20 protein-coding genes are annotated in these 19,174 nt (G+C 65.1%); 10 read left to right on the forward strand and 10 right to left on the reverse strand.

The window, feature by feature from the left end; translation table 11 throughout:
• Positions 1-8 precede the first annotated feature (8 nt).
• The 4 genes from potA to IFT65_RS04350 all read left to right on the forward strand — a co-directional run bounded on the left by potA (position 9) and on the right by IFT65_RS04350 (position 4,402).
• Positions 9-1,145, forward strand: coding sequence for a polyamine ABC transporter ATP-binding protein (gene potA, locus IFT65_RS04335; RefSeq protein WP_192080448.1), 1,137 nt, complete (start codon positions 9-11; stop codon positions 1,143-1,145).
• Positions 1,142-2,053, forward strand: coding sequence for an ABC transporter permease subunit (locus IFT65_RS04340; protein ID WP_188324501.1), 912 nt, complete (start codon positions 1,142-1,144; stop codon positions 2,051-2,053). Before potA ends, IFT65_RS04340 begins: the two co-directional genes overlap by 4 nt.
• Complete coding sequence (locus IFT65_RS04345; RefSeq protein WP_188324500.1) at positions 2,050-2,895, forward strand: ABC transporter permease subunit; 846 nt, start codon at positions 2,050-2,052, stop codon at positions 2,893-2,895. The genes IFT65_RS04340 and IFT65_RS04345 overlap by 4 nt, the downstream gene beginning before the upstream one ends.
• Before the next feature lie 142 nt (positions 2,896-3,037).
• Positions 3,038-4,402 carry an NAD-dependent succinate-semialdehyde dehydrogenase gene (locus IFT65_RS04350; protein ID WP_192080450.1) on the forward strand — a complete coding sequence of 455 codons (1,365 nt, stop codon included), beginning with the start codon at positions 3,038-3,040 and terminating at the stop codon, positions 4,400-4,402.
• A gap of 71 nt (positions 4,403-4,473) precedes the next feature.
• On the opposite strand, the gene IFT65_RS04355 is transcribed toward IFT65_RS04350, so the two are convergent.
• From IFT65_RS04355 to miaB, 8 genes are all read right to left on the reverse strand, one after another.
• The gene (locus IFT65_RS04355) at positions 4,474-5,490 is read right to left on the reverse strand and encodes a magnesium and cobalt transport protein CorA (RefSeq protein WP_192080452.1); all 1,017 of its coding nucleotides are present in this window, start codon (positions 5,488-5,490) and stop codon (positions 4,474-4,476) included.
• Positions 5,491-5,505: 15 nt separating this feature from the next.
• Positions 5,506-6,768, reverse strand: coding sequence for a DUF4105 domain-containing protein (locus tag IFT65_RS04360; RefSeq protein WP_192080454.1), 1,263 nt, complete (start codon positions 6,766-6,768; stop codon positions 5,506-5,508).
• A complete protein-coding gene (locus tag IFT65_RS04365; RefSeq protein WP_188324496.1) occupies positions 6,765-7,646 on the reverse strand; it encodes a transporter associated domain-containing protein in 882 nt (293 codons plus the stop codon). Before IFT65_RS04365 ends, IFT65_RS04360 begins: the two co-directional genes overlap by 4 nt.
• A gap of 108 nt (positions 7,647-7,754) precedes the next feature.
• Entirely contained in the window at positions 7,755-8,315 is a 561-nt protein-coding gene (locus IFT65_RS04370; RefSeq protein WP_192080456.1) for a hypothetical protein, read from the reverse strand.
• A gap of 149 nt (positions 8,316-8,464) precedes the next feature.
• Positions 8,465-8,650 (reverse strand): hypothetical protein, encoded by a 186-nt coding sequence (locus IFT65_RS04375; protein WP_192080458.1) that lies wholly within the window; start codon positions 8,648-8,650, stop codon positions 8,465-8,467.
• Positions 8,651-8,740: 90 nt separating this feature from the next.
• Positions 8,741-9,226 carry an rRNA maturation RNase YbeY gene (ybeY, locus tag IFT65_RS04380; RefSeq protein WP_188324493.1) on the reverse strand — a complete coding sequence of 162 codons (486 nt, stop codon included), beginning with the start codon at positions 9,224-9,226 and terminating at the stop codon, positions 8,741-8,743.
• Positions 9,223-10,209 (reverse strand): PhoH family protein, encoded by a 987-nt coding sequence (locus tag IFT65_RS04385; RefSeq protein WP_192080460.1) that lies wholly within the window; start codon positions 10,207-10,209, stop codon positions 9,223-9,225. The genes ybeY and IFT65_RS04385 overlap by 4 nt, the downstream gene beginning before the upstream one ends.
• Positions 10,210-10,334: 125 nt before the next feature.
• The gene (gene miaB / locus IFT65_RS04390) at positions 10,335-11,753 is read right to left on the reverse strand and encodes a tRNA (N6-isopentenyl adenosine(37)-C2)-methylthiotransferase MiaB (RefSeq protein ID WP_188324491.1); all 1,419 of its coding nucleotides are present in this window, start codon (positions 11,751-11,753) and stop codon (positions 10,335-10,337) included.
• A gap of 343 nt (positions 11,754-12,096) precedes the next feature.
• On the opposite strand from miaB, the gene IFT65_RS04395 reads away from it, so the two are divergent.
• From IFT65_RS04395 to IFT65_RS04420, 6 genes are all read left to right on the forward strand, one after another.
• Positions 12,097-13,056 carry a lytic transglycosylase domain-containing protein gene (locus IFT65_RS04395; protein WP_192080462.1) on the forward strand — a complete coding sequence of 320 codons (960 nt, stop codon included), beginning with the start codon at positions 12,097-12,099 and terminating at the stop codon, positions 13,054-13,056.
• Between the two features lie 110 nt (positions 13,057-13,166).
• A complete protein-coding gene (petA, locus tag IFT65_RS04400; RefSeq protein WP_188324487.1) occupies positions 13,167-13,787 on the forward strand; it encodes a ubiquinol-cytochrome c reductase iron-sulfur subunit in 621 nt (206 codons plus the stop codon).
• A complete protein-coding gene (locus IFT65_RS04405) occupies positions 13,787-15,046 on the forward strand; it encodes a cytochrome bc complex cytochrome b subunit (RefSeq protein ID WP_188324486.1) in 1,260 nt (419 codons plus the stop codon). The genes petA and IFT65_RS04405 overlap by 1 nt, the downstream gene beginning before the upstream one ends.
• Entirely contained in the window at positions 15,039-15,788 is a 750-nt protein-coding gene (locus tag IFT65_RS04410) for a cytochrome c1 (RefSeq protein WP_192080464.1), read from the forward strand. Before IFT65_RS04405 ends, IFT65_RS04410 begins: the two co-directional genes overlap by 8 nt.
• A 164-nt stretch (positions 15,789-15,952) precedes the next feature.
• A complete protein-coding gene (locus IFT65_RS04415) occupies positions 15,953-16,588 on the forward strand; it encodes a glutathione S-transferase N-terminal domain-containing protein (protein WP_188324484.1) in 636 nt (211 codons plus the stop codon).
• Between the two features lie 658 nt (positions 16,589-17,246).
• Positions 17,247-17,717 (forward strand): ClpXP protease specificity-enhancing factor, encoded by a 471-nt coding sequence (locus IFT65_RS04420; protein ID WP_192080466.1) that lies wholly within the window; start codon positions 17,247-17,249, stop codon positions 17,715-17,717.
• Between the two features lie 41 nt (positions 17,718-17,758).
• Here IFT65_RS04420 and IFT65_RS04425 read toward each other — a convergent pair whose 3' ends face one another.
• Complete coding sequence (locus IFT65_RS04425; RefSeq protein WP_188324482.1) at positions 17,759-18,109, reverse strand: DUF3301 domain-containing protein; 351 nt, start codon at positions 18,107-18,109, stop codon at positions 17,759-17,761.
• Positions 18,110-18,215: 106 nt separating this feature from the next.
• Complete coding sequence (locus tag IFT65_RS04430) at positions 18,216-19,118, reverse strand: DUF2272 domain-containing protein (protein ID WP_192080467.1); 903 nt, start codon at positions 19,116-19,118, stop codon at positions 18,216-18,218.
• Positions 19,119-19,174 lie beyond the last annotated feature (56 nt).

Below are 19,174 nucleotides of genomic sequence, written 5' to 3' on the forward strand. Positions count from 1 at the left end.
AGCCCCCCATGTCCGTTGTTGCCCAGCCGGAAGCCGCCGCCGTCGATGTCCACGGTGAGCCCGGCTACCTGTCCGTCCGTGACCTGCGCAAGGAGTTCGATGGCTTCGTGGCCGTGGACGACGTCAACCTGGATGTGCGCAAGGGCGAGATCTTCGCGCTGCTCGGCGGGTCAGGCAGTGGCAAATCGACCCTGCTGCGCTGCCTGGGCGGCTTTGAAACCCCGACCAAGGGCAGCATCGTCGTCGATGGACAGCGCCTGGACGCGCTGCCGCCGTACAAGCGGCCGGTCAACATGATGTTCCAGTCCTATGCGCTGTTTCCGCACATGAGCGTGGAGCAGAACATCGCCTTCGGCCTGAAGCAGGACGGCATGGCCAGCGATGCGATCCGCCGGCGGGTGGGCGAGATGCTGGAGCTGGTGCAGATGTCCCAGTTGGCCAAGCGCCGTCCCCATCAGTTGTCCGGTGGCCAGCAGCAGCGCGTTGCGTTGGCGCGGTCGTTGGCCAAGGGCCCGAAACTGCTGCTGCTGGACGAGCCGATGGGCGCGCTGGACAAGAAGCTGCGCTCGCAGATGCAGCTGGAGCTGGTGAACATCATCGAAACCTCCGGAGTGACCTGCGTGATGGTCACCCATGATCAGGAAGAAGCCATGACCATGGCCACCCGCATTGCGGTCATGGATGCCGGCTGGATCCAGCAGGTGGGCAAGCCGGATGAGGTCTACGAGCAGCCGGCCAATCGGTTCGTGGCCAGCTTCATCGGCTCGGTGAATTCATTCGAAGGGGTGATCGACGAGGACCTGCCGGAACATGCCACCGTGCGCACCTCGGCGTTCCCGGCGCCAATCTACATTGGACACGGCATCACCGGTTACGAAGGCCAGCCCGTGGCCTACGCGGTGCGTCCAGAGAAAATCATAATCGGCAAGGACGAGCCGGAGGGGCACGTCAACAAGGCGCAGGGCGTGATCGAAGATATCGCTTACTTCGGCAGCCACTCGGTCTATCACGTGCGCCTGCCGAGCGGCGCCACGGTCATGGCGAACTTCGCCAATTCGCAGCGCTGGGCCAGTGATGGCCTGACCTGGGGCGACGCCGTGTGGGTGCACTGGCGCGACAACGACGGCGTGGTGCTGAGCTCATGAGCGCGGCAGCCCCGAAGCGCTGGCTGCCCGGACTACGCAGTGCGGTGATCGGCGTGCCCTACCTGTGGCTGCTGCTGTTCTTCGCCGTGCCGTTCGCGCTGATCCTGATGATCTCCTTCGCCCACACCCAGGTTGGCTCGCCGCCCTACACGTGGTTGCTGCAGTACGTGGACGGCGCGTTCTCGCTCAAGCTCAACCTGGAAAACTACCTGCAACTGGTACGCGACCAGCAGTACGTCCTGGCCTATGCCAGCAGTTTCAAGATCGCGGCGATTTCCACGTTGCTGACGTTGATCATCGGCTATCCGATGGCGTACGCCATCGCACGCATGAAGCCCTCCACCCGCAACGTGATGATGATGCTGGTGGTGCTGCCCTCGTGGACGTCGTTCCTGATCCGCGTGTACGCCTGGATCGGCATCCTCGACCGCAATGGCCTGCTCAACCAGGTGCTGTTGAAGATCGGTCTGATCGACCAGCCGCTGCGCATCCTTTACACACCGGTGGCGGCTTACATCGGCATCGTTTACTGCTATCTGCCGTTCATGGTGCTGCCGCTGTATGCCAACCTGGTCAAGCACGACCAGCGTCTGCTGGAAGCGGCCTACGACCTGGGTGCCAAGCCGTGGCAGGCGTTCGTGCGCATCACTCTGCCGCTGTCCAAGGCAGGCATCATCGCCGGCTGCATGCTGGTGATGATCCCGGCGGTGGGCGAGTTCGTGATCCCGGAAATGCTGGGTGGGCCGGACACGCTGATGATCGGGCGTGTGCTGTGGGGTGAGTTCTTCAACAACCGTAACTGGCCGGTGGCTTCCTCGGTGGCGGTGGTGATGCTGTTGCTGCTGCTGGTGCCGATTTTCCTGTTCAACCGGTCCCAGCAGCGCGTGCTGGAAGGAAAGCAGGCATGAGCACGATGCGCGGTTACCGCTGGATGGGCTGGGGCGCGTTGGCGCTGGGGTTCGCCTTCCTGTACCTGCCGATCCTGTTGTTGATGGTGTTCTCCTTCAACAGCTCACGGCTGGCCACGGTGTGGGCGGGTTTCTCCACGCGCTGGTATGGCGAACTGTTCAACGACCGCGCGTTGATGGACGCGCTGTGGATGAGCCTGAAAGTGGCGTTCTGGACAGCCTGCGCTGCCACCGTGCTCGGGACCATGGCGGCCATGGTGATGACCCGTTTCCGACGCTTCCGTGGCAAGTCCGCGTTCAGTGCGCTGATCACCGCGCCGCTGGTGATGCCCGATGTCATCCTGGGTTTTTCGTTGATGACGCTGCTGGTGTCGATGGGCGGCATCCCGGGCTTCCCGGCGCGCGGCGCGATGACGATCTGGATCGCGCACGTTACCTTTACCCTGTCCTTCGTCACCGTGGTGCTGTCCTCGCGCCTGCAGGAGCTGGACATCTCGTTGGAGGAAGCCGCGATGGACCTCGGTGCCAGCCGGCTCACCGTGTTCCTGAAGATCACCTTGCCGATCATCGCGCCGGCGCTGCTGGCCGGTTGGCTGCTGGCTTTCACCCTGTCACTGGATGATGTGGTGATCGCCAGCTTCGTGGCCGGGCCCAGTTCCACCACGCTGCCGATGAAGGTATTCGCCTCGGTGCGGATGGGCATCAGCCCAAAGATCAATGCACTGGCCACGTTGATGGTGTCGGCGGTGGCGGTGGCGGCGTTCATCGGCTGGTATTTCACCGCGCGGGCCGAGAAACGCCGCCAGCGTGACCTGTTGATGGCACGGCAGGACAACGGCTGACGGCCAGCGGGGCATCGGATCGCCGCACCCGGTAACGGCAGGTGAAGGCCGCGACACTGTGTCGCGTGGGGTGGCCCGATCCGGCAACGTCTGGCTCACGGGGGCCGGCGCAGAATGGTCGCCTGATTCGAGGAGACCTGCGATGACTGTTGAAATCGTCAACCCCACCACCGGGCAGGTGGATTACCGCCATGAGCTGTTGGACAAGGCGGGTATCGAGCAGCGCCTGGTCGCGGCCGCTGCTGCGTTTCCGGGCTGGGCCGCACAATCGCTGGCGCAGCGCGCCGACGTGCTGCGGGCGATCGCCACGCAGCTGCGTACACGTCGCGATGAGATCCAGCAGGCGATGACGTCCGAGATGGGCAAGCTGAAAGGCGAAGCGCTGGCCGAGGTGGAAAAGTGCGCGCTGGCCTGCGAGTTCTATGCCGATCACGCGGGCGACTATCTGCAGCCGCAGCAGATCAAGACCGAAGCACAGCGCAGTTACGTGCGCTACGAGCCGATCGGCTGCGTGTTCGCGGTGATGCCGTGGAACTTCCCGATCTGGCAGGTGTTTCGTTTCCTGGCCCCGGCGTTCATGGCCGGCAATGTGGCGCTGTTGAAGCACGCCAGCAACGTGCCGCAGTGCGCCGACCTGATCAATGCCGTGGTACGTGCCGGGGGCTTGCCGTCAGGCGTGTTCGACGTGCTGCACATCGACAACGACCAGGCGGCGGACGTACTGCGCGACCGCCGGGTGAGAGCAGTGACGCTGACCGGCAGTGAGCGTGCGGGACGATCCATCGCCGCCAACGCCGGCGATCAGCTGAAGAAGTGCGTGATGGAACTGGGCGGCAGCGATGCCTTCGTGGTGCTGGAAGACGCCGATCTTGAGACGACGGTGGATGCGGCGGTGAAGTCGCGCTTCGACAACAGCGGCCAGACCTGCATCGCGGCCAAGCGCTTCATCGTGGTCGATGCGGTGGCTGAAGCCTTCACCGACCGTTTCGTGGCGGCGGCGGCCGAGCGTCGTTACGGTGATCCGTCCGACGAGAAAACGACACTGGCGCCGATGGCACGCGCGGACCTGCGTGATGAGCTGCACAAGCAGGTACAGGCCAGCGTGGCCAAGGGCGCACGCGTGTTGATCGGTGGCGAACCGGTAGCGGGCAGCCACGCGGGCTACGCCGCGACGGTGCTGGATGCGGTGGCGCCGGGCATGCCGGCCTATGACGAGGAGCTGTTCGGACCGGTGGCGGCGGTGATCCGGGTCAAGGACGAGGCCGAGGCGCTGCGTGTCGCCAATGACACGCGCTTTGGGCTGGGCGGCAGCGTGTGGACCACCGATGCGGCGCGCGGCGAAGCGTTTGCACAGCAGATGGAGTGCGGTGCGGCCTTCGTCAATTCCATCGTCAAGAGCGATGTGCGGCTGCCGTTCGGCGGCAGCAAGGAATCGGGTTTCGGCCGCGAACTGGCCGAGCACGGCATCCATGAGTTCATGAACATCAAGACGATCTACGTGGCCTGAACCGACGCGATGGCGCCGAGCCGGGCTCGGCGCTACGGGAGATCCGCCGAGCATCGCTCGGCGCTACCGCTTCACAGCCAGCGTGCGCGCTTGAACAGGCGGTACATCCCGACGCAGACCGCGGCGACCCCGATGATGATCGCCGGATAGGCCCATGGTTTGTCCAGCTCGGGCATGTGCGTGAAGTTCATGCCGTACCAACTGGTGATCAGCGTTGGGGCTGCCAGCAGTGCGGCCCAGGCACCCAGCCGTTTTACCGTTTCACCTTGTGCAAGCGTCACCAGTGACAGATTCACACTGAGGGCGGTGCCCAGCATTTCGCGCAGGGTATCGATGACATCACTGATGCGGACGGCATGGTCATGCACGTCGCGGATGTACAACTTCACCTCGTCGGGCACCAGGCCACTTTCGGCCGGATGCCGCTTGAGCGCCGACAGGACGTCCTGCAAAGGCGCCACCGCCATGCGCATCTTGTTGAGCTCGCGCTTCAACTCATACAGGCGCACGACGGTGCTGCGCTTGTAGTCGTCGGCGAAGATGTCCTTCTCCAGCAGTTCCAGCGTGTCGCGGAAGCGGTTGGTGATCGGCAGGTAGTTGTCGACCACGAAATCCAGCACCGCATACAGGCAGTAGGACGGACCCATCTTCAACAGGTGCGGCTCGCGCTCCACGCGCGCCCGCACCGGCGCGTAGGACAGGGAGGCGCCGTGGCGCACCGTCACCAGGAAGCGGGGGCCGACGAAGGCGTGGGTTTCACCGTACTGGATGCGCTCATCGACCATCTGCGCCGTGGTCACCACCGCGAACAGCGAGTTGCCGTAGGTCTCCACCTTCGGACGCTGGTGGGCATTGCGCGCGTCTTCGATCGCCAGGTCGTGCAGGCCGAACTCTTCCTGCAGTTTCAGCAGGACGCTGTCCGCCGGGTCATACAGGCCGACCCAGACGAATCCGTTGCCACTGGCGATGACGTCGCTGATGGCATCCAGGGCGATGTCATGGCGCTTGCCATCATCATCGTAGTGAACGCAGTTGATGACGCAGGCAGGATTATGCGCTGCGGGGGCGGTGGTATCGGGCACGTGCATGCCGCTTATCCTGCGTCAGCGGGCGTGAAGCGGCCATCGCGATGCGCGGCCGAGCACCCACGCCAGCGCGGCATGCAGCGGCAGCAGCAGCACGATCCACTGCACGTTGTACTGGGCCTGCAGGCTCAGCCAGTGCAGTACCAGTCCGGCCAGGGACAACCCGGCCACGGCCCACAGCACGATGCGGAACAGGCGACCCGGCCGGCGCCGGCGCAGCAGCGCGATGGCGCCGGGCAGCAGCAGCAGGCACAGCGGTGACAGCTGCAGCAGGTTGCGGTTGGCCCACGCGGCATGGTGGTCGCTGAAGCCCCACAGGAAGACCAGCAGGCTGCCGGCGATCGTGCTGACTATCCAGAACGGCAGCGCCAGCGCGGCCAGCAGACGGGGGCGGCGACGCAGTGCGAACACACCCGCAGCCAGCCCCAGCCCCACCACCAGCCACGGCCACCAGGCACGGGCCTGCTCGGTCGGTTCGGCGTCGATGCGGTGTGCGAGCAGCTGCTGTTCGGACTGCACCAGGGGCCGGCCCTCGCTGTTGCGCACCTGGCGCAGCGCATCGGCCAGGCGCATCGGCACGAAAGCTTCCTGCCAGCGCGACAGCGGCTGATCGGCGAACGGCCCCAGCCCCAGGTCGAAGCCCAGCCACATCCACGGTGCCGGCGAAGCCAGGCGCACCGACTCGCTGCGGTAGGTGTTGCCCCGCGAACGGCCCGACAGCTGCGCATGCAGCCCGCCGCCCAACGCCTTGTCCAGCGTATCGCGGACCATCGTGGCGCAGTTCGCAGTGTAGTAATCGTAGCGGTAGCGCGCGTTCTCCGGCTTCGCGCGCTCGGCGAGGTCGGCGGCCAGCGCACGGGCCTGTTCGGGTTGCAGATCCAGCCACTGGACGCTCGCTCCGCGACCGGATTCGTCGTAATACCCGAGATCCTGCTGCAAGGGCAGGGCGACCAGGTAATACATCATCTCGCCGCTGATGAAGCGGCTGATGAAGTCCGGCTCGCCCGGATCGAAGTAGCCGAAGTTGTACGAGGTGGCGGCGCCGCTGAGCGGATCCACCACCACGATGGCATCGTGGCCGAAGCGCTCGAAGAAGATCGTGCCCGGCTGCATGGTGACCACGCCGATGCGCGGGACATCAGCCTGCGCGTCGCCAGAGGCGGCGGCATGGGCGGTGGCAGGCGATGACTGCGCCAGCACCGACGCCGGCGCGACCAGCAACGCCGCCAGCATCAGCACGGCCAGCCAGCCGCTCAGCAGGAGTCCAGCGGTACGCTTCAAGCGGATTCCTGTTCGTCCGTCGGCAGCACGGTCACGTGGAAGGCCTGCACGCGGCGCGCGTCGGCACGTGCCACGCGGAACATGAAGCGGTCCAGGGCCAGCTCATCACCGATTTCCGGCAAGTGTCCGATCGCCTCAGTGACCAGTCCGCCGATGGTGTCGTAGTCATCATCGGGGAAGTCGGCGCCGAAGCGTTCGTTGAAATCGCCGATGGCCGTCAGCGCATCCACGACATAGCGACCGTCGGCCTGGATGGCGATACCGGCCGCCGGGTCCTCGGCTTCGTCGTGCTCGTCGTCGATTTCGCCGACGATCTGCTCCAGCACGTCTTCGATGGTGACCAGGCCGGCGACACCGCCGTACTCGTCCACCACGATCGCCATGTGGTTGCGCGACAGGCGGAACTCCTTCAACAGCACGTTGAGCTTCTTCGCCTCGGGGATCAGCACCGCCGGACGCAGCAGTTCACGGATATTGGCGGGGCCATGGTCGGATACCACGCCACGCAGCAGATCCTTGGCCAACAGCACGCCCAGGATGTCGTCCTTGTTGTCGCCGTGCACCGGGAAGCGCGAATGGCCGGATTCGACCACCTGCTTCATCAGGTCAAGGAACGGCGCCTCCACCGGCAGCGATACCATCTGCGAACGCGAGATCATCACGTCGCCCACCGTCAGTTCGGCGACCGAAATGGCGCCTTCCATCATGCGTAGGGTATCGGCGGCGATCAGCCCGTCTTCCTGTGCGGTACGCAACAGGGCGATCAGCTGATCGCGGGTATGTGGTTCACCGGAAAACGCAGCACCCAGGCGTTCAAGCCAGCTGCGTCTTTTCTCACTGTGCTCCAGCGTGGAGCTGCTACTGTCGTCTTCAGACATCTCGGGAAAAAAGGCACCCGGCAGGCCGGGCGTTGGCTGCAGTCTAGCAGGATGTCAGGCCCTGTCGCGCGTCCCCGGCGCTTGCGTGGGGGGACGGGGAAAGACCGGTCAGCCCTTGTCGGCAGGTGGGGCCAGCGCGGCGGGCGCCTCATCGTCAGCAGGCAGGTCCAGGCTGTAGGTGCAGCCGGCCAAGGTCTGGTCCGGATGGCTCTGGACAGTGGAAACACTGAGGATGATCGATTCGATCTGCGCTTCCCCCGTCACCGGATCGGTGACATCGCGGCTGACCAGTTCACGGCCCGCCATGAACTTCCCGTCGGCGTCGTAGGCGGTTTCCAGTTTCAGCTCCGTCGCCAGCGGCCGCGGATCCTCAAGGTCCAGGATCGCCATGATGCTGGCCCCGGCCAAGGCGATGCGGTCGGTGCGCTGGCCGAACACGGTCATCGGCGTTGCCAGGCGGTATTCGGTCATGAATTGATTCTGCTGCGGTAGCGGCTGCAATCCCTTCGCGACGGCCTGCAGTGGGTCGGCCAGGGCGACTGCCAGCGCAGCGTGCGCGGCCACGCCTTGGCGGCATTCCACCAGGGCCGGCAGATCCAGCGGCTCGGCGGCGACGCTCGGCAGGGCGGAACACAGCAACAGGGCGGCGATGCAGGCGGGCAGTTTCATCGGGGCGACGGGCAGGAGCTGGCGAAGGCGACGATGATAGCGTGCCAAGCCAAGGGTGTCGGGCCGTCGAGGGCGCGCGCGGTTGCCGGCTGAAGCCGGCACTACCGGACGCAGATCAACGCAGGACGAAGATCAACAGCGGACGCAGATCAACGGCGGGCGGCGAGGGTCCAGCGCCAGGCGGGGCCGGCGGCAAGTGCGGCGCCGACGATGCCCAGTGCGGTGATCACCATGCGGCCATTGGCCGCCATCGGCAGCCACGGCGCGGCAAGTACGCAGACCAGTCCGACCAGCAGCAGGACCGGAGCCATGAGGGTCGGGCGTTGTTCAAGCATGACGGCCATCCGTGGCAGATATGAGTGGCCGTATTGAAGCATGAAGCGCATGGGCTGCAACAGAGGGTGCGCGAGGATCCCGCACCGGTCTCAACGCTCGCCCGCGTACGGATCGGCGATGCCCAGCTCGGCCAGGATGTCACGCTCCAGCTGCTCCATTGCGTCGGCTTCCTTGTCGTCTTCGTGGTCCCAGCCCAGCAGGTGCAGCACGCCATGCACGGTCAAGTGCGCGTAGTGGGCGGTGAGCGGCTTGCCTTGTTCGTCGGCTTCGCGTGCCACGACCGGTGCGCAGATCACCAGATCGCCCAGCAGCGGGAACTTCACGCCCTTGGGCAGGCCCTCCGGCACATCGGCGGGAAAGCTCAGCACGTTTGTCGCGTAGTCCTTGCCGCGGTAATGGCGATTGAGCGACTGGCCTTCCTTGGCGTCGACCATGCGAATAGCCAGATCCGCCTCGCGGATGCGGCCTTTCAGCGCGGCCGCCACCCATTTGCGGAAGCTCACCGCAGCCGGCAGGCCGGCACGGGGCAGGGCATAGCTGACCGCGACATCCAGGCGGACGGGGCCGCGGGTCATGGGGTCTTCTCCGGCAGGGCCTGCTGCTGTTCACGACGGTCGTAGGCGTTGACGATGCGCGCCACCAGCGGATGGCGGACCACATCGCGCGCCTCCAGGAAGGTGAAGCTCACGCCTTCCACGTCGCGCAGCACGTCCACGGCATCGCGCAGACCCGATTTCACGTGCTTGGGCAGATCGGTCTGGGTGAGGTCGCCCGTCACCACGGCGGTCGAGCCGTAGCCCAGGCGGGTCAGGAACATCTTCATCTGCTCGATGGTGGTGTTCTGTGCCTCGTCGAGGATCACGAACGCATCATTCAGCGTGCGTCCGCGCATGTACGCCAGCGGCGCGATCTCGATGACGTTCTTTTCCAGCAGCTTGACCACCTTTTCCACGCCCAGCATTTCGTACAGGGCGTCGTACAACGGGCGCAGATAGGGGTCGACCTTCTGGGTCAGGTCGCCAGGCAGGAAGCCGAGTTTTTCGCCGGCCTCCACCGCGGGGCGCACCAGGATCAGCCGCTGCACGCGCGACTCGTTCAAGGCTTCCACGGCGCTGGCAACGGCCAGGAAGGTCTTGCCGGTGCCGGCGGGACCGATACCGAAATTGATGTCATGGCTTGCGATCTGGTGCAGGTAGCGCGCCTGGTTGGCGCCGCGGCCCCGCACGGTGCCTCGCTTGACCTTGATCGCCACGTCCTGTGCCTCGTAGGAGCGCTCAGCGATGTGCTCGATGTTGGCTTCGTTCAACCGAAGGTGGATCGCCTGGCTGTCGAAAGTGACCTCGGCGGCTTCCTCGTACAGGGCTTCGATCAGCTTCTGCGCTTCGACGGCGGCCTCGGTCGGGCCACTGATGCGGAAGACGTGGCCACGATTGGCGATCTCCACACCCAGCTTCAGCTCGATCTGGCGCAGATGACCGTCGAAGGGCCCGCTCAGGTTGGCGAGTCGGGTGTTGTCTTCCGGCGACAGGGTGAAATCTCGGTGCTCGATATTCTTCATGGATCCAGAATTGGGTGCGGGTTCTTTCCACACAAGGTGTGGGTGGTCACGCGGTAAAGTTGTGGATAAGCCTTCTCAGCGCTTGTGCCACAAGCCGCATTATGAGGTGGTGAAAAACCTGCCAGTCAGGCGCCGCTGACCCGGCCACGCAGAGAATTGCTGTAGGCCTCGGTGATCAGTACGTCCACGAACTGGCCGACCAGACGCGCAGGAGCGGCGAAGTTCACCGTCCGCATGTTCTCGGTCTTGCCGCTCAACTCGTTCGGGTCACGGCGCGACGGGCCTTCCACCAGGACGCGCTGCACTGTGCCGACCATGGCAGCGGAAATCTCGCCGGCGTGCTGGTTGATCCGTGCCTGCAGGCGCGACAGCCGTGCGTGCTTTTCGGCATCGGTGATGGTGTCTTCGAGGTCGGCGGCCGGGGTGCCGGGGCGACGCGAATAGATGAAGGAGAAACTCTGGTCGAATCCGATGTCCTCGATCAGCTTCATCGTCTTCTCGAAGTCGGCGTCGGTTTCACCGGGGAAGCCGACGATGAAATCCGAGCTGATGGAGATGTCCGGACGTACCGCGCGCAGCTTGCGGATCTTCGACTTGAATTCCAGCGCCGTGTAGCCCCGCTTCATCGCCGACAGGATGCGGTCGCTGCCCGCCTGCACCGGCAAATGAAGGAAGTTGGCCAGCTTCGGCACGTCGCGGAAGGCATCCACCAACGAGTCGCTGAACTCCAACGGGTGCGAGGTGGTGAAGCGGATGCGGCCGACCCCGTCGATTTCGGCGATCGTGCGGATCAGCAGGCCCAGGTCGGCATGCTCGCCCTCGCCATACGGTCCACGGTACGCATTGACGTTCTGGCCGAGCAGGTTGATCTCACGCACGCCCTGAGCAGCCAGTTGCGCCACCTCCACCACGACGTCTTCGAACGGACGGCTGACTTCGGTACCACGCGTATAGGGCACGACGCAGAACGAGCAGTACTTCGAGCAGCCTTCCATGATCGACACAAAAGCGGAGGCCCCGTCTGCACGTGGCTCGGGCAGGCGGTCGAACTTTTCGATCTCCGGAAAGCTGATATCGACCTGCGGCCGGTTCTGCTCACGTCGCGCACGGATCAGTTCCGGCAAGCGGTGCAGGGTCTGCGGGCCGAACACCAGGTCCACATACGGCGCGCGCTTGACGATGGCCTCGCCTTCCTGCGAAGCCACGCAGCCGCCGACGCCGATGATGACGTCGCGCCCGTTGTTCTTCAGCGCCTTCCAGCGACCGAGTTGGCTGAACACCTTCTCCTGCGCTTTCTCGCGGATGGAGCAGGTGTTGACCAGGATAACGTCGGCTTCTTCCGGGTTATCGGTCAGCTCCAGGCCATCGCTGGCTGCCAGCACGTCCGCCATCTTGGCCGAGTCGTACTCGTTCATCTGGCAACCGTGGGTCTTGATGTACAGCTTGCCACGCACCTGGTCGGGCTTGCGCGGACCGGTAGGCAGGGCGAACAGAGGGGTGTCGTCAACAGCGACGGATGGAAAGACGTCTGGCGTCCCGGTCATGGTGATTAATCCAGGCGGGTGGCGGGTAAGCGGTCCAGTTTACTCCCTTGCGTTGCCGGAACGGGGTAGCGCGCGGGCCGCTGCGCTCGCCGACCGTGGGTCGGCGCTACCGGTGCAGGTGGGTCGCACGGGCCGCTGCGCTCGCCGACCGTGGGTCGGCGCTGGTAGCGCCGAGCCGTGCTCGGCGGAATGCGTGGGTCGCGCGGGTGTGGCCGAGGCCGCGCGGTGGGATCCGATCCGCCCCGCGCGGGGAAAGGGGCTTGACCCCGGAGCGCATGTCCCGGACGGGCCTCGTCTGGCCCGGCCCTTGGCAACCGTCGCGCAAGCTGGGACACTCGCGCCCATGAAGGGGACCTTAAGGATCGTGGCGATCAGCATCGCTGCACTGGCGGCCGTGCCGGCCAGTGCCGGCACGCTGTACAAGTGTGTCGGCGCCGATGGCGTTCCCAGTTACGTCAGCAAACGGGTCAGCGGTGCGCAGTGCAGTGGCATCAGCTACAGCCGCGACAGCCGACCGGCCCGCCCCGCAACCACCGCGCCCGTCCCGCCGGCGGCCCCTGTCACGGCCGTCCCGGCCCGCGAAGCGCCTTCATCCTCTGCGGTTGCTGCAGGCGCGGCCGTTGCCGCCGCCGTGGTGCCAGCGTCTGCTGCCGTGGCCTCGGTAATCGCCGCACCTGCCCCAAAACCCGTTCCGGCCCCGGCCAGCAAGGCGGGCCGCGTCGTCAGCGGGCAGGTCTATACGTACATGAAGGACGGCGTGCGCCATTACACCAGCGCCCGGCCCGCGGGGCAGGTGGCCAGCCTGTCCCAGGTGCGCACCATCCGCTACAGCTTCATCGAGCGCTGCTTCGCGTGTGGCAGCAATCCTGCAGTCAATTTCGGCTCGGTCCGGCTCAATACCACCGCCTTCCAGAGCGAGATCGCCGCCGCCGCGCGCCAATACGGTGTGGAGGAGGCGATCGTGCGGGCGATCATCCATGCGGAATCGGCCTACAACCCGACAGCGCTCAGCCGCGCCGGGGCGCAGGGACTGATGCAGTTGATGCCGCCGACCGCGGCGCGCTTTGGCGTAACCGATTCGTACGATGCTGCGCAGAACATCCGCGGTGGCGTCCAGTATCTTTCATGGCTGTTGAAACGATTCAATGGCGACCTCACGCTTGCCGCGGCTGGCTACAACGCAGGGGAGGGCGCCGTTGCCCGCCACGGTGGCGTGCCGCCGTATAGTGAGACGCGGTACTACGTACAGCGGGTAGGCCAGTTGGCCGAGCGCTATCGCGGTGCGCTGGCCTCCCATCAGTGATGATTGACCGCAACGCGCGTTTAGATACACTCGCTTCAGATTCAAAGCAGCCTGGCCCCCACCAGGTTGCCGGCAGCCTTAAAGCTACCTAATCAATATCGGAGTGCCGGATGGCCAACGATGGGGTATACGATCCAGTCGATCATGGACGTCGCCGATTCCTCTCAGCCACTACTGCAGTGGTGGGGGCGGTAGGCGTCGGTTTCGTCGCAGTTCCTTTCATCAAGTCCTGGAACCCCAGTGCACGTGCCAAGTTGGCCGGTGCACCGGTGACCGCTGACATCAGTGCCTTGCAGGAAGGCCAGCGGCTGATACTGGAATGGCGCGGTCAGCCCATCTGGATCGTCAAGCGCTCCAAGGCCATCCTGGACGCGCTGCCCAGTCTGGATGACCGCCTGAAGGATCCCGGGTCAGGTGTGAAAGACCAGCAGCCGGAGTACGTGCTCAAGGGCAATCCGGAGCTGCGGTCGATCAAGCCGGCTGTCTCGGTGCTTGTCGGCCTGTGCACTCATCTGGGCTGCTCGCCGGAAATGGTGGCCGAAATCCGCCCGGAACCCTATGACGCGCAGTGGAAGGGGGGCTATTTCTGCCCGTGCCACAAGTCGCGCTTCGACATGTCCGGCCGGGTCTTCAATGACGTCCCCGCCCCGATCAACCTGCTGGTGCCGCCGCATCACTACCAGGACGACAATACGATCATCATCGGCGTCGATCCGGAGGGTACCGCCTGATGGCCAACATCCTTGCCCGTACCGCCAGCGGCCTGGCCGACTGGGTCAACGCGCGCGCGCCGGGCCTGATGCCGGTGTACCGCAAGCACGTCAGTGAGTATTACGCGCCGAAAAACTTCAACATCTGGTATTACTTCGGTTCGCTGGCGCTGCTGATCCTGGTCAACCAGATCGTCACCGGCATCTTCCTGACGATGCATTACAAGACCAGCGCGGCCGAAGCCTTCGCCTCGGTCGAGTACATCATGCGCGACGTCGAGTGGGGCTGGCTGATCCGCTACATGCATTCCACCGGTGCATCGCTCTTCTTCATCGTGGTCTATCTGCACATGTTCCGCGGGCTGCTGTACGGCAGTTACCAGAAGCCGCGCGAGCTGGTGTGGATACTGGGCATGCTGATCTACCTGGTGCTGATGGCCGAAGCCTTCATGGGCTACGTGCTGCCGTGGGGCCAGATGTCGTTCTGGGGCGCGAAGGTGATCATTTCGCTGTTCGGTGCGATCCCGGTGATCGGCAACGGGCTGACCGAATGGATCATGGGCGATTACCTGCCCGGCGATGCCACGCTCAACCGCTTCTTCGCCCTGCACGTGATCGCCCTGCCGCTGGTGCTGCTGCTGCTGGTGGTGCTGCACCTGGGTGCGCTGCATGAGGTGGGCTCGAACAATCCCGACGGCGTGGAAATCAAGAAGGGGCCGAAGGGCAACCGCTGGTCGCCCACCGCGCCGACCGATGGCATTCCGTTCCATCCCTATTACACGATGAAAGACGCCGTCGGCGCCGGCTTCCTGCTGATCATCGCCGCCTTCATCATCTTCTTCGCGCCGGCCTTCGGCGGGCAGTTCCTGGAACACGACAACTTCACCGAGGCCAACCGCCTCGTGACTCCGGAACACATCAAGCCGGTCTGGTACTACACGCCTTACTACGCGATGTTGCGGGTCATTCCAAACAAGCTGGGCGGGGTGATCGTGATGTTCTCGGCGATCGCGATCCTGTTCCTGGTGCCGTGGCTGGACAAGTGCAAGGTCAAGTCGGTGCGCTACCGCGGCTGGATATCCAAGGTGATGCTGGGCGTGCTGGTGGTGTGCTTCATCTGGCTGGGGGTGATCGGTTCCGGCCCGGGCACGGCGGTGTGGGAAACCTGGGTGGGTCGCGTACTGACCTTCCTGTACTTCGCTTTCTTCCTCACCATGCCGATATGGACGCGACTGGACAAGACCAAGCCGGTACCGGAAAGGGTGACCACGCATGAGTAAGCGCTGGATGGTCCGCATGGCCCTGATGGCCACGATGCTGCTCGCAGGCGGCGCGGCGCTGGCTGCTGAAGGCAGCGCCAAGATGCTGCAGGCCGGCAATGATCTGGGCGATCGTGCGTCGTTGCAGCGCGGCGCACAGTTGTACATGAACTACTGTTCCAGCTGCCATGCGCTGAAATACCTGCGCTACTCGCGCATGGCGGCCGACCTGGGGCTGACCGAAGAAGAGGTGATGAACAACCTCAATTTCACCGGGTCCGCGATTGGCGACCAGGTACCGGTCTCGATGCCCAAGGCCGATGCGGAGAAGTGGTTCGGCAAGATGCCACCGGACCTCAGCCTGATTTCGCGCGTGCGCGGACCGGACTGGGTCTACACGTACCTCAAGTCGTTCTACCTGGACAGCAACCGTCCGCTGGGCTGGAACAACACCGTCTTCCCGAACGCCTCCATGCCCAACCCGTTGTGGCAGATGCAGGGCCTGCAGCACGCCGTGCACGGCAAGCCAGAGGCACCTGGACTGGATCCGCCGGTGCTGGCCCTGGAAGTGCGTACGCCCGGGAACGTCGATGCCGGACAGTACGACCAGACCGTGCGCGACATCACCAACTTCCTGGCCTATGCCGGCGAGCCGGCGGCATTGAAGCGGCAGCAGCTGGGCGTGTGGGTGATCCTGTTCCTGGCGCTGCTGACCTTCCTGTTGTATCTGCTGAAGAAAGATTACTGGAAGGATGTACATTGACGGTTCGACCCCGGGACGCGGTGCACGCGTCAATGTGTGACCCGATACCCATGGCCTATTGGCTTTTGTGATCGCCGGTTGCACACTCGGGAACGAGCTGACTGTCGGAAATGGTCCGACAGCGCCGATTCGGCAGGCGGACTCCTGTCGTTGGAGAGCCTTTGATGGCGGCGAGCGTACGCATGCGTAATACCCTGACGCTGTTTTCCTCGAACGACGATGTGCTCTGTCATCGGGTGCGTCTGGTCCTTGCGGCCAAGGGCGTCACCTATGACTTCGTGGCAGTGGATCCGCAGAATCCGCCCGAAGATCTGATCGACCTCAATCCGTACCACTCGGTGCCCACGCTGGTGGAGCGCGAGCTGGTGCTGTACGCCGCCTCGGTGGTCAGCGAGTACCTGGACGAGCGCTATCCGCATCCGCCGCTGATGCCGGTGGACCCGCTGTCACGTGCCCGCATCCGTCTGGCGATGCTGCGCATCGAGCACGACTGGGTGCCGCAGGTGCAGGCCATTCAACTGGGCAACAAAGCGCAGGCCGAGGCCGGGCGTAAACGCCTGAAGGAACTGCTGACCTCGTCGGTGCCGTTGTTCAAGGCGAGCAAGTTCTTCCTCAACCAGGAAATGAGCCTGGCCGACTGCGCGATCGCACCGATCATCTGGCGCCTGCAGGCACTGGATATTCCGTTGCCGAAGGATGGCAAGGCGATCGAGGACTACGGCAATCGCATTTTCCGCCACCCCGGTTTCATCCGCAGCCTGACCGATCAGGAAAAGAAGCTGCGCGATCTGCCGAGCTGATCGATACCGCGCATCCCCTCTGTAACGCCGAGCCACGCTCGGCGGAATGCCGGACCGCGCGCTTCCGCTGCGCTCGCCGACCATGGGTCGGCGCTACCGGTGTCCTGCGGTTCCTGTAGCGCCGAGCCACGCTCGGCGGATTGCCGGACCGCGCGCGGCCGCTGCGCTCGCCGACCGTGGGTCGGCCCTACCGACGTGCTGCGGTTCCTGTAGCGCCGAGCCACGCTGGGCGGATTTCTGGACCGCGCGCTGCCGCTGCGCTCGCCGACCATGGGTCGGCGCTACCGATGTGCTGCGGTTCCTGTAGCGCCGAGCCGCGCTCGGCGGATTTCTGGACCGCGCGCTGCCGCTGCGCTCGCCGACCACGGGTCGGCGCTACCGATGTGCTGCGGCTCCTGTAGCGCCGAGCCGCGCTCGGCGGATTGCTGGACCGCGCGCGGCCGCTGCGCTCGCCGACCACGGGTCGGCGCTACCGATGTGCTGCGGTTCCTGTAGCGCCGAGCCACGCTCGGCGGAATGCCGGACCGCGCGCGGCCGCTGTGCTCGCCGATCACGGCTCGGCGCTACCGGTTTCCGGCGTTCCGCGTTTTCGACTGGCAGCCGAACGCTCTGTCGGCCCCCGGTGCCAAGCAGGGGGGCGGGCGCGTACACTTCACACATGACTGACGAATTCTTCCGGATGACCAGCCACCGTCCGTACCTGCTGCGGGCCTTGGTGGAATGGATCAACGACAACGCGCTGACGCCGCACATCCTGGTGGATGCGGGGGTGGCTGGCGTACAAGTGCCGCCGTCGAGCATCAAGGACGGTCGCGTCGTGCTCAACATCGCCGAACGCGCCGTTGTGAAGCTGTTGATCGACAACGAGGCGGTGAGCTTCTCTGCGCGCTTTTCCGGCGTGAGCTACGCGGTGCTGGTGCCGATCAGTGCGGTGCTTGCCGTATATGCCCGGGAAACGGGGCAGGGCATGGCGCTGCCTGACGACGTGATCGGCGCGGATGCGGCCGACGACGATGTGCCGCTCCACGAGGTGTCGGATGAGGCCGATGGTTCGTCGGATGACGATACGCCGCCCGATGCGCCGCCGCCGCGCCCGAGTGGTCGTCCGCAGTTGCGCGTGGTCAAGTAACGCCACGCACTGCCAGATGACGACCCTGGGTCGTCATCCCATCAGACATCCTCGGCGTCGTCCACATCCGGCCGGATCGCACTGATCCGCGCCGCACCGGGGCCGCTGAAGGACACCAGATCGTCCCCGCGCAGCACCATCCGCCCGACGTGGCGATCGATCCCATCGTAGGAATACTCGAACTTGAAGGTGCGCTCGAAGCAGAGCTTGCCATCGTCACCGCGCGCCACCTTCAGGCCGATCGCATGCACGCTCTGATCCAGCCATTGCACGTCGGCAGCCTTGCACGCGTTTCGACCCAGCACACCGGCGCGCTCGGCGGCCGCGCGCGATGAGTTCCAGAACGCATAACCTGCGGCGCCGACAATCATCAACAGGATCAAGGTAGGCATGTCGCTCGCGCACTGCAGGAAAGGTGCCTACAAGATGGCGGTCCGCGCGCCGCAGTTCAAGGTGGCGTAGTCGGGTCGGGGCTGCGATGGAGCGCGGATCCCGGGTCTAGGGCTGCATCTGCAACGGTGCCGCTGCGGTCAGCTTCAACAGTGCTGCCCAGTCCTGGCGGTTGAAGCTGCACTCCTCCTCACGGCCGGGCGTGCACGTCGGTGCGATGCCGTCCGGGTCCGCTTCCCGCTTGCCAGGCAGCTCGACGCGGCCGGTGCGGTCCAGCATCAACATGCGCATGGCCACCGTGTTCATGACGTTGCCGCCGATCAGGTATAGCGTCCGGTCGCCGCCCATGTTGGCCGACACCACGACCTCGCAATGCGATTTCCAGTGGCCGACCGAACCATTGCCCAGTGCCTGCACCAGCCCGCTGTAGCTCAGGGTCTGGCTGCGATCACGCAGGAAGCAGAGCATGTCGCCGACTGCCGGTTTCTCGGCTGCCGGATCGGCCAGGCGGTACGGGGCAGACCCGTTGTAAGCGGCGCGGATGTAATCGATGTGGCGAGGCGACGCGTTGAAGCCGGGCACGCCCGCGCGCACCATGACCCACGAGATGAAGGCAGCCGACCACGGGTTGTCGAGCAGGAAGGCGCGGCAATCGCTGTCGGTGTAGCGCGACCCGAGGGGCGCAATGCAGCTGCTGGCACCGGGCTGGGCGCCCATCGCATTCAACGTGCCGCTGTCGCGCCAGTAACCCGCCACGCGCTGCCATGCAATCAGGCCGTTGTCGGCCAGGTGCTCGTTCTCCGCCTCGGTCACCGCCAGGCTGGCGGCGCGGCCCTCGCGGTCGATGAAGGGGCGGAACCATAAGCGATGTTCGTTGCAGGCGGTCTGGCGGATGGCCAGCGCCAACGGACTCTGGCCGAACGGAGGTGGCACATCGCAGGCTTCCGCCGCCGCCACATCGAATGAAACAGCTGACAAGGGCAGCAGACAGGCAAGCAGCAACCGGCGCATGCGGTGCTCCGCAACAAGGGGGATGGCGCAAGCGTCGCAGCGTGCTCGTGAACGAA

Source organism: Stenotrophomonas sp. CFBP 13725, assembly GCF_014841935.1.
Lineage (GTDB): Bacteria > Pseudomonadota > Gammaproteobacteria > Xanthomonadales > Xanthomonadaceae > Stenotrophomonas.

Excerpts from the sequence above, each read along its gene's own strand:
- potA (WP_192080448.1), top strand. The coding sequence starts at position 9 with ATGTCCGTTGTTGCCCAGCCGGAAGCCGCCGCCGTCGATGTCCACGGT.
- IFT65_RS04340 (WP_188324501.1), top strand. The coding sequence starts at position 1,142 with ATGAGCGCGGCAGCCCCGAAGCGCTGGCTGCCCGGACTACGCAGTGCG.
- IFT65_RS04345 (WP_188324500.1), top strand. The coding sequence starts at position 2,050 with ATGAGCACGATGCGCGGTTACCGCTGGATGGGCTGGGGCGCGTTGGCG.
- IFT65_RS04350 (WP_192080450.1), top strand. The coding sequence starts at position 3,038 with ATGACTGTTGAAATCGTCAACCCCACCACCGGGCAGGTGGATTACCGC.
- IFT65_RS04355 (WP_192080452.1), bottom strand. The coding sequence starts at position 5,490 with ATGCACGTGCCCGATACCACCGCCCCCGCAGCGCATAATCCTGCCTGC.
- IFT65_RS04365 (WP_188324496.1), bottom strand. The coding sequence starts at position 7,646 with ATGTCTGAAGACGACAGTAGCAGCTCCACGCTGGAGCACAGTGAGAAA.
- IFT65_RS04370 (WP_192080456.1), bottom strand. The coding sequence starts at position 8,315 with ATGAAACTGCCCGCCTGCATCGCCGCCCTGTTGCTGTGTTCCGCCCTG.
- IFT65_RS04375 (WP_192080458.1), bottom strand. The coding sequence starts at position 8,650 with ATGCTTGAACAACGCCCGACCCTCATGGCTCCGGTCCTGCTGCTGGTC.
- ybeY (WP_188324493.1), bottom strand. The coding sequence starts at position 9,226 with ATGACCCGCGGCCCCGTCCGCCTGGATGTCGCGGTCAGCTATGCCCTG.
- IFT65_RS04385 (WP_192080460.1), bottom strand. The coding sequence starts at position 10,209 with ATGAAGAATATCGAGCACCGAGATTTCACCCTGTCGCCGGAAGACAAC.
- miaB (WP_188324491.1), bottom strand. The coding sequence starts at position 11,753 with ATGACCGGGACGCCAGACGTCTTTCCATCCGTCGCTGTTGACGACACC.
- IFT65_RS04395 (WP_192080462.1), top strand. The coding sequence starts at position 12,097 with ATGAAGGGGACCTTAAGGATCGTGGCGATCAGCATCGCTGCACTGGCG.
- petA (WP_188324487.1), top strand. The coding sequence starts at position 13,167 with ATGGCCAACGATGGGGTATACGATCCAGTCGATCATGGACGTCGCCGA.
- IFT65_RS04405 (WP_188324486.1), top strand. The coding sequence starts at position 13,787 with ATGGCCAACATCCTTGCCCGTACCGCCAGCGGCCTGGCCGACTGGGTC.
- IFT65_RS04410 (WP_192080464.1), top strand. The coding sequence starts at position 15,039 with ATGAGTAAGCGCTGGATGGTCCGCATGGCCCTGATGGCCACGATGCTG.
- IFT65_RS04415 (WP_188324484.1), top strand. The coding sequence starts at position 15,953 with ATGGCGGCGAGCGTACGCATGCGTAATACCCTGACGCTGTTTTCCTCG.
- IFT65_RS04420 (WP_192080466.1), top strand. The coding sequence starts at position 17,247 with ATGACTGACGAATTCTTCCGGATGACCAGCCACCGTCCGTACCTGCTG.
- IFT65_RS04425 (WP_188324482.1), bottom strand. The coding sequence starts at position 18,109 with ATGCCTACCTTGATCCTGTTGATGATTGTCGGCGCCGCAGGTTATGCG.
- IFT65_RS04430 (WP_192080467.1), bottom strand. The coding sequence starts at position 19,118 with ATGCGCCGGTTGCTGCTTGCCTGTCTGCTGCCCTTGTCAGCTGTTTCA.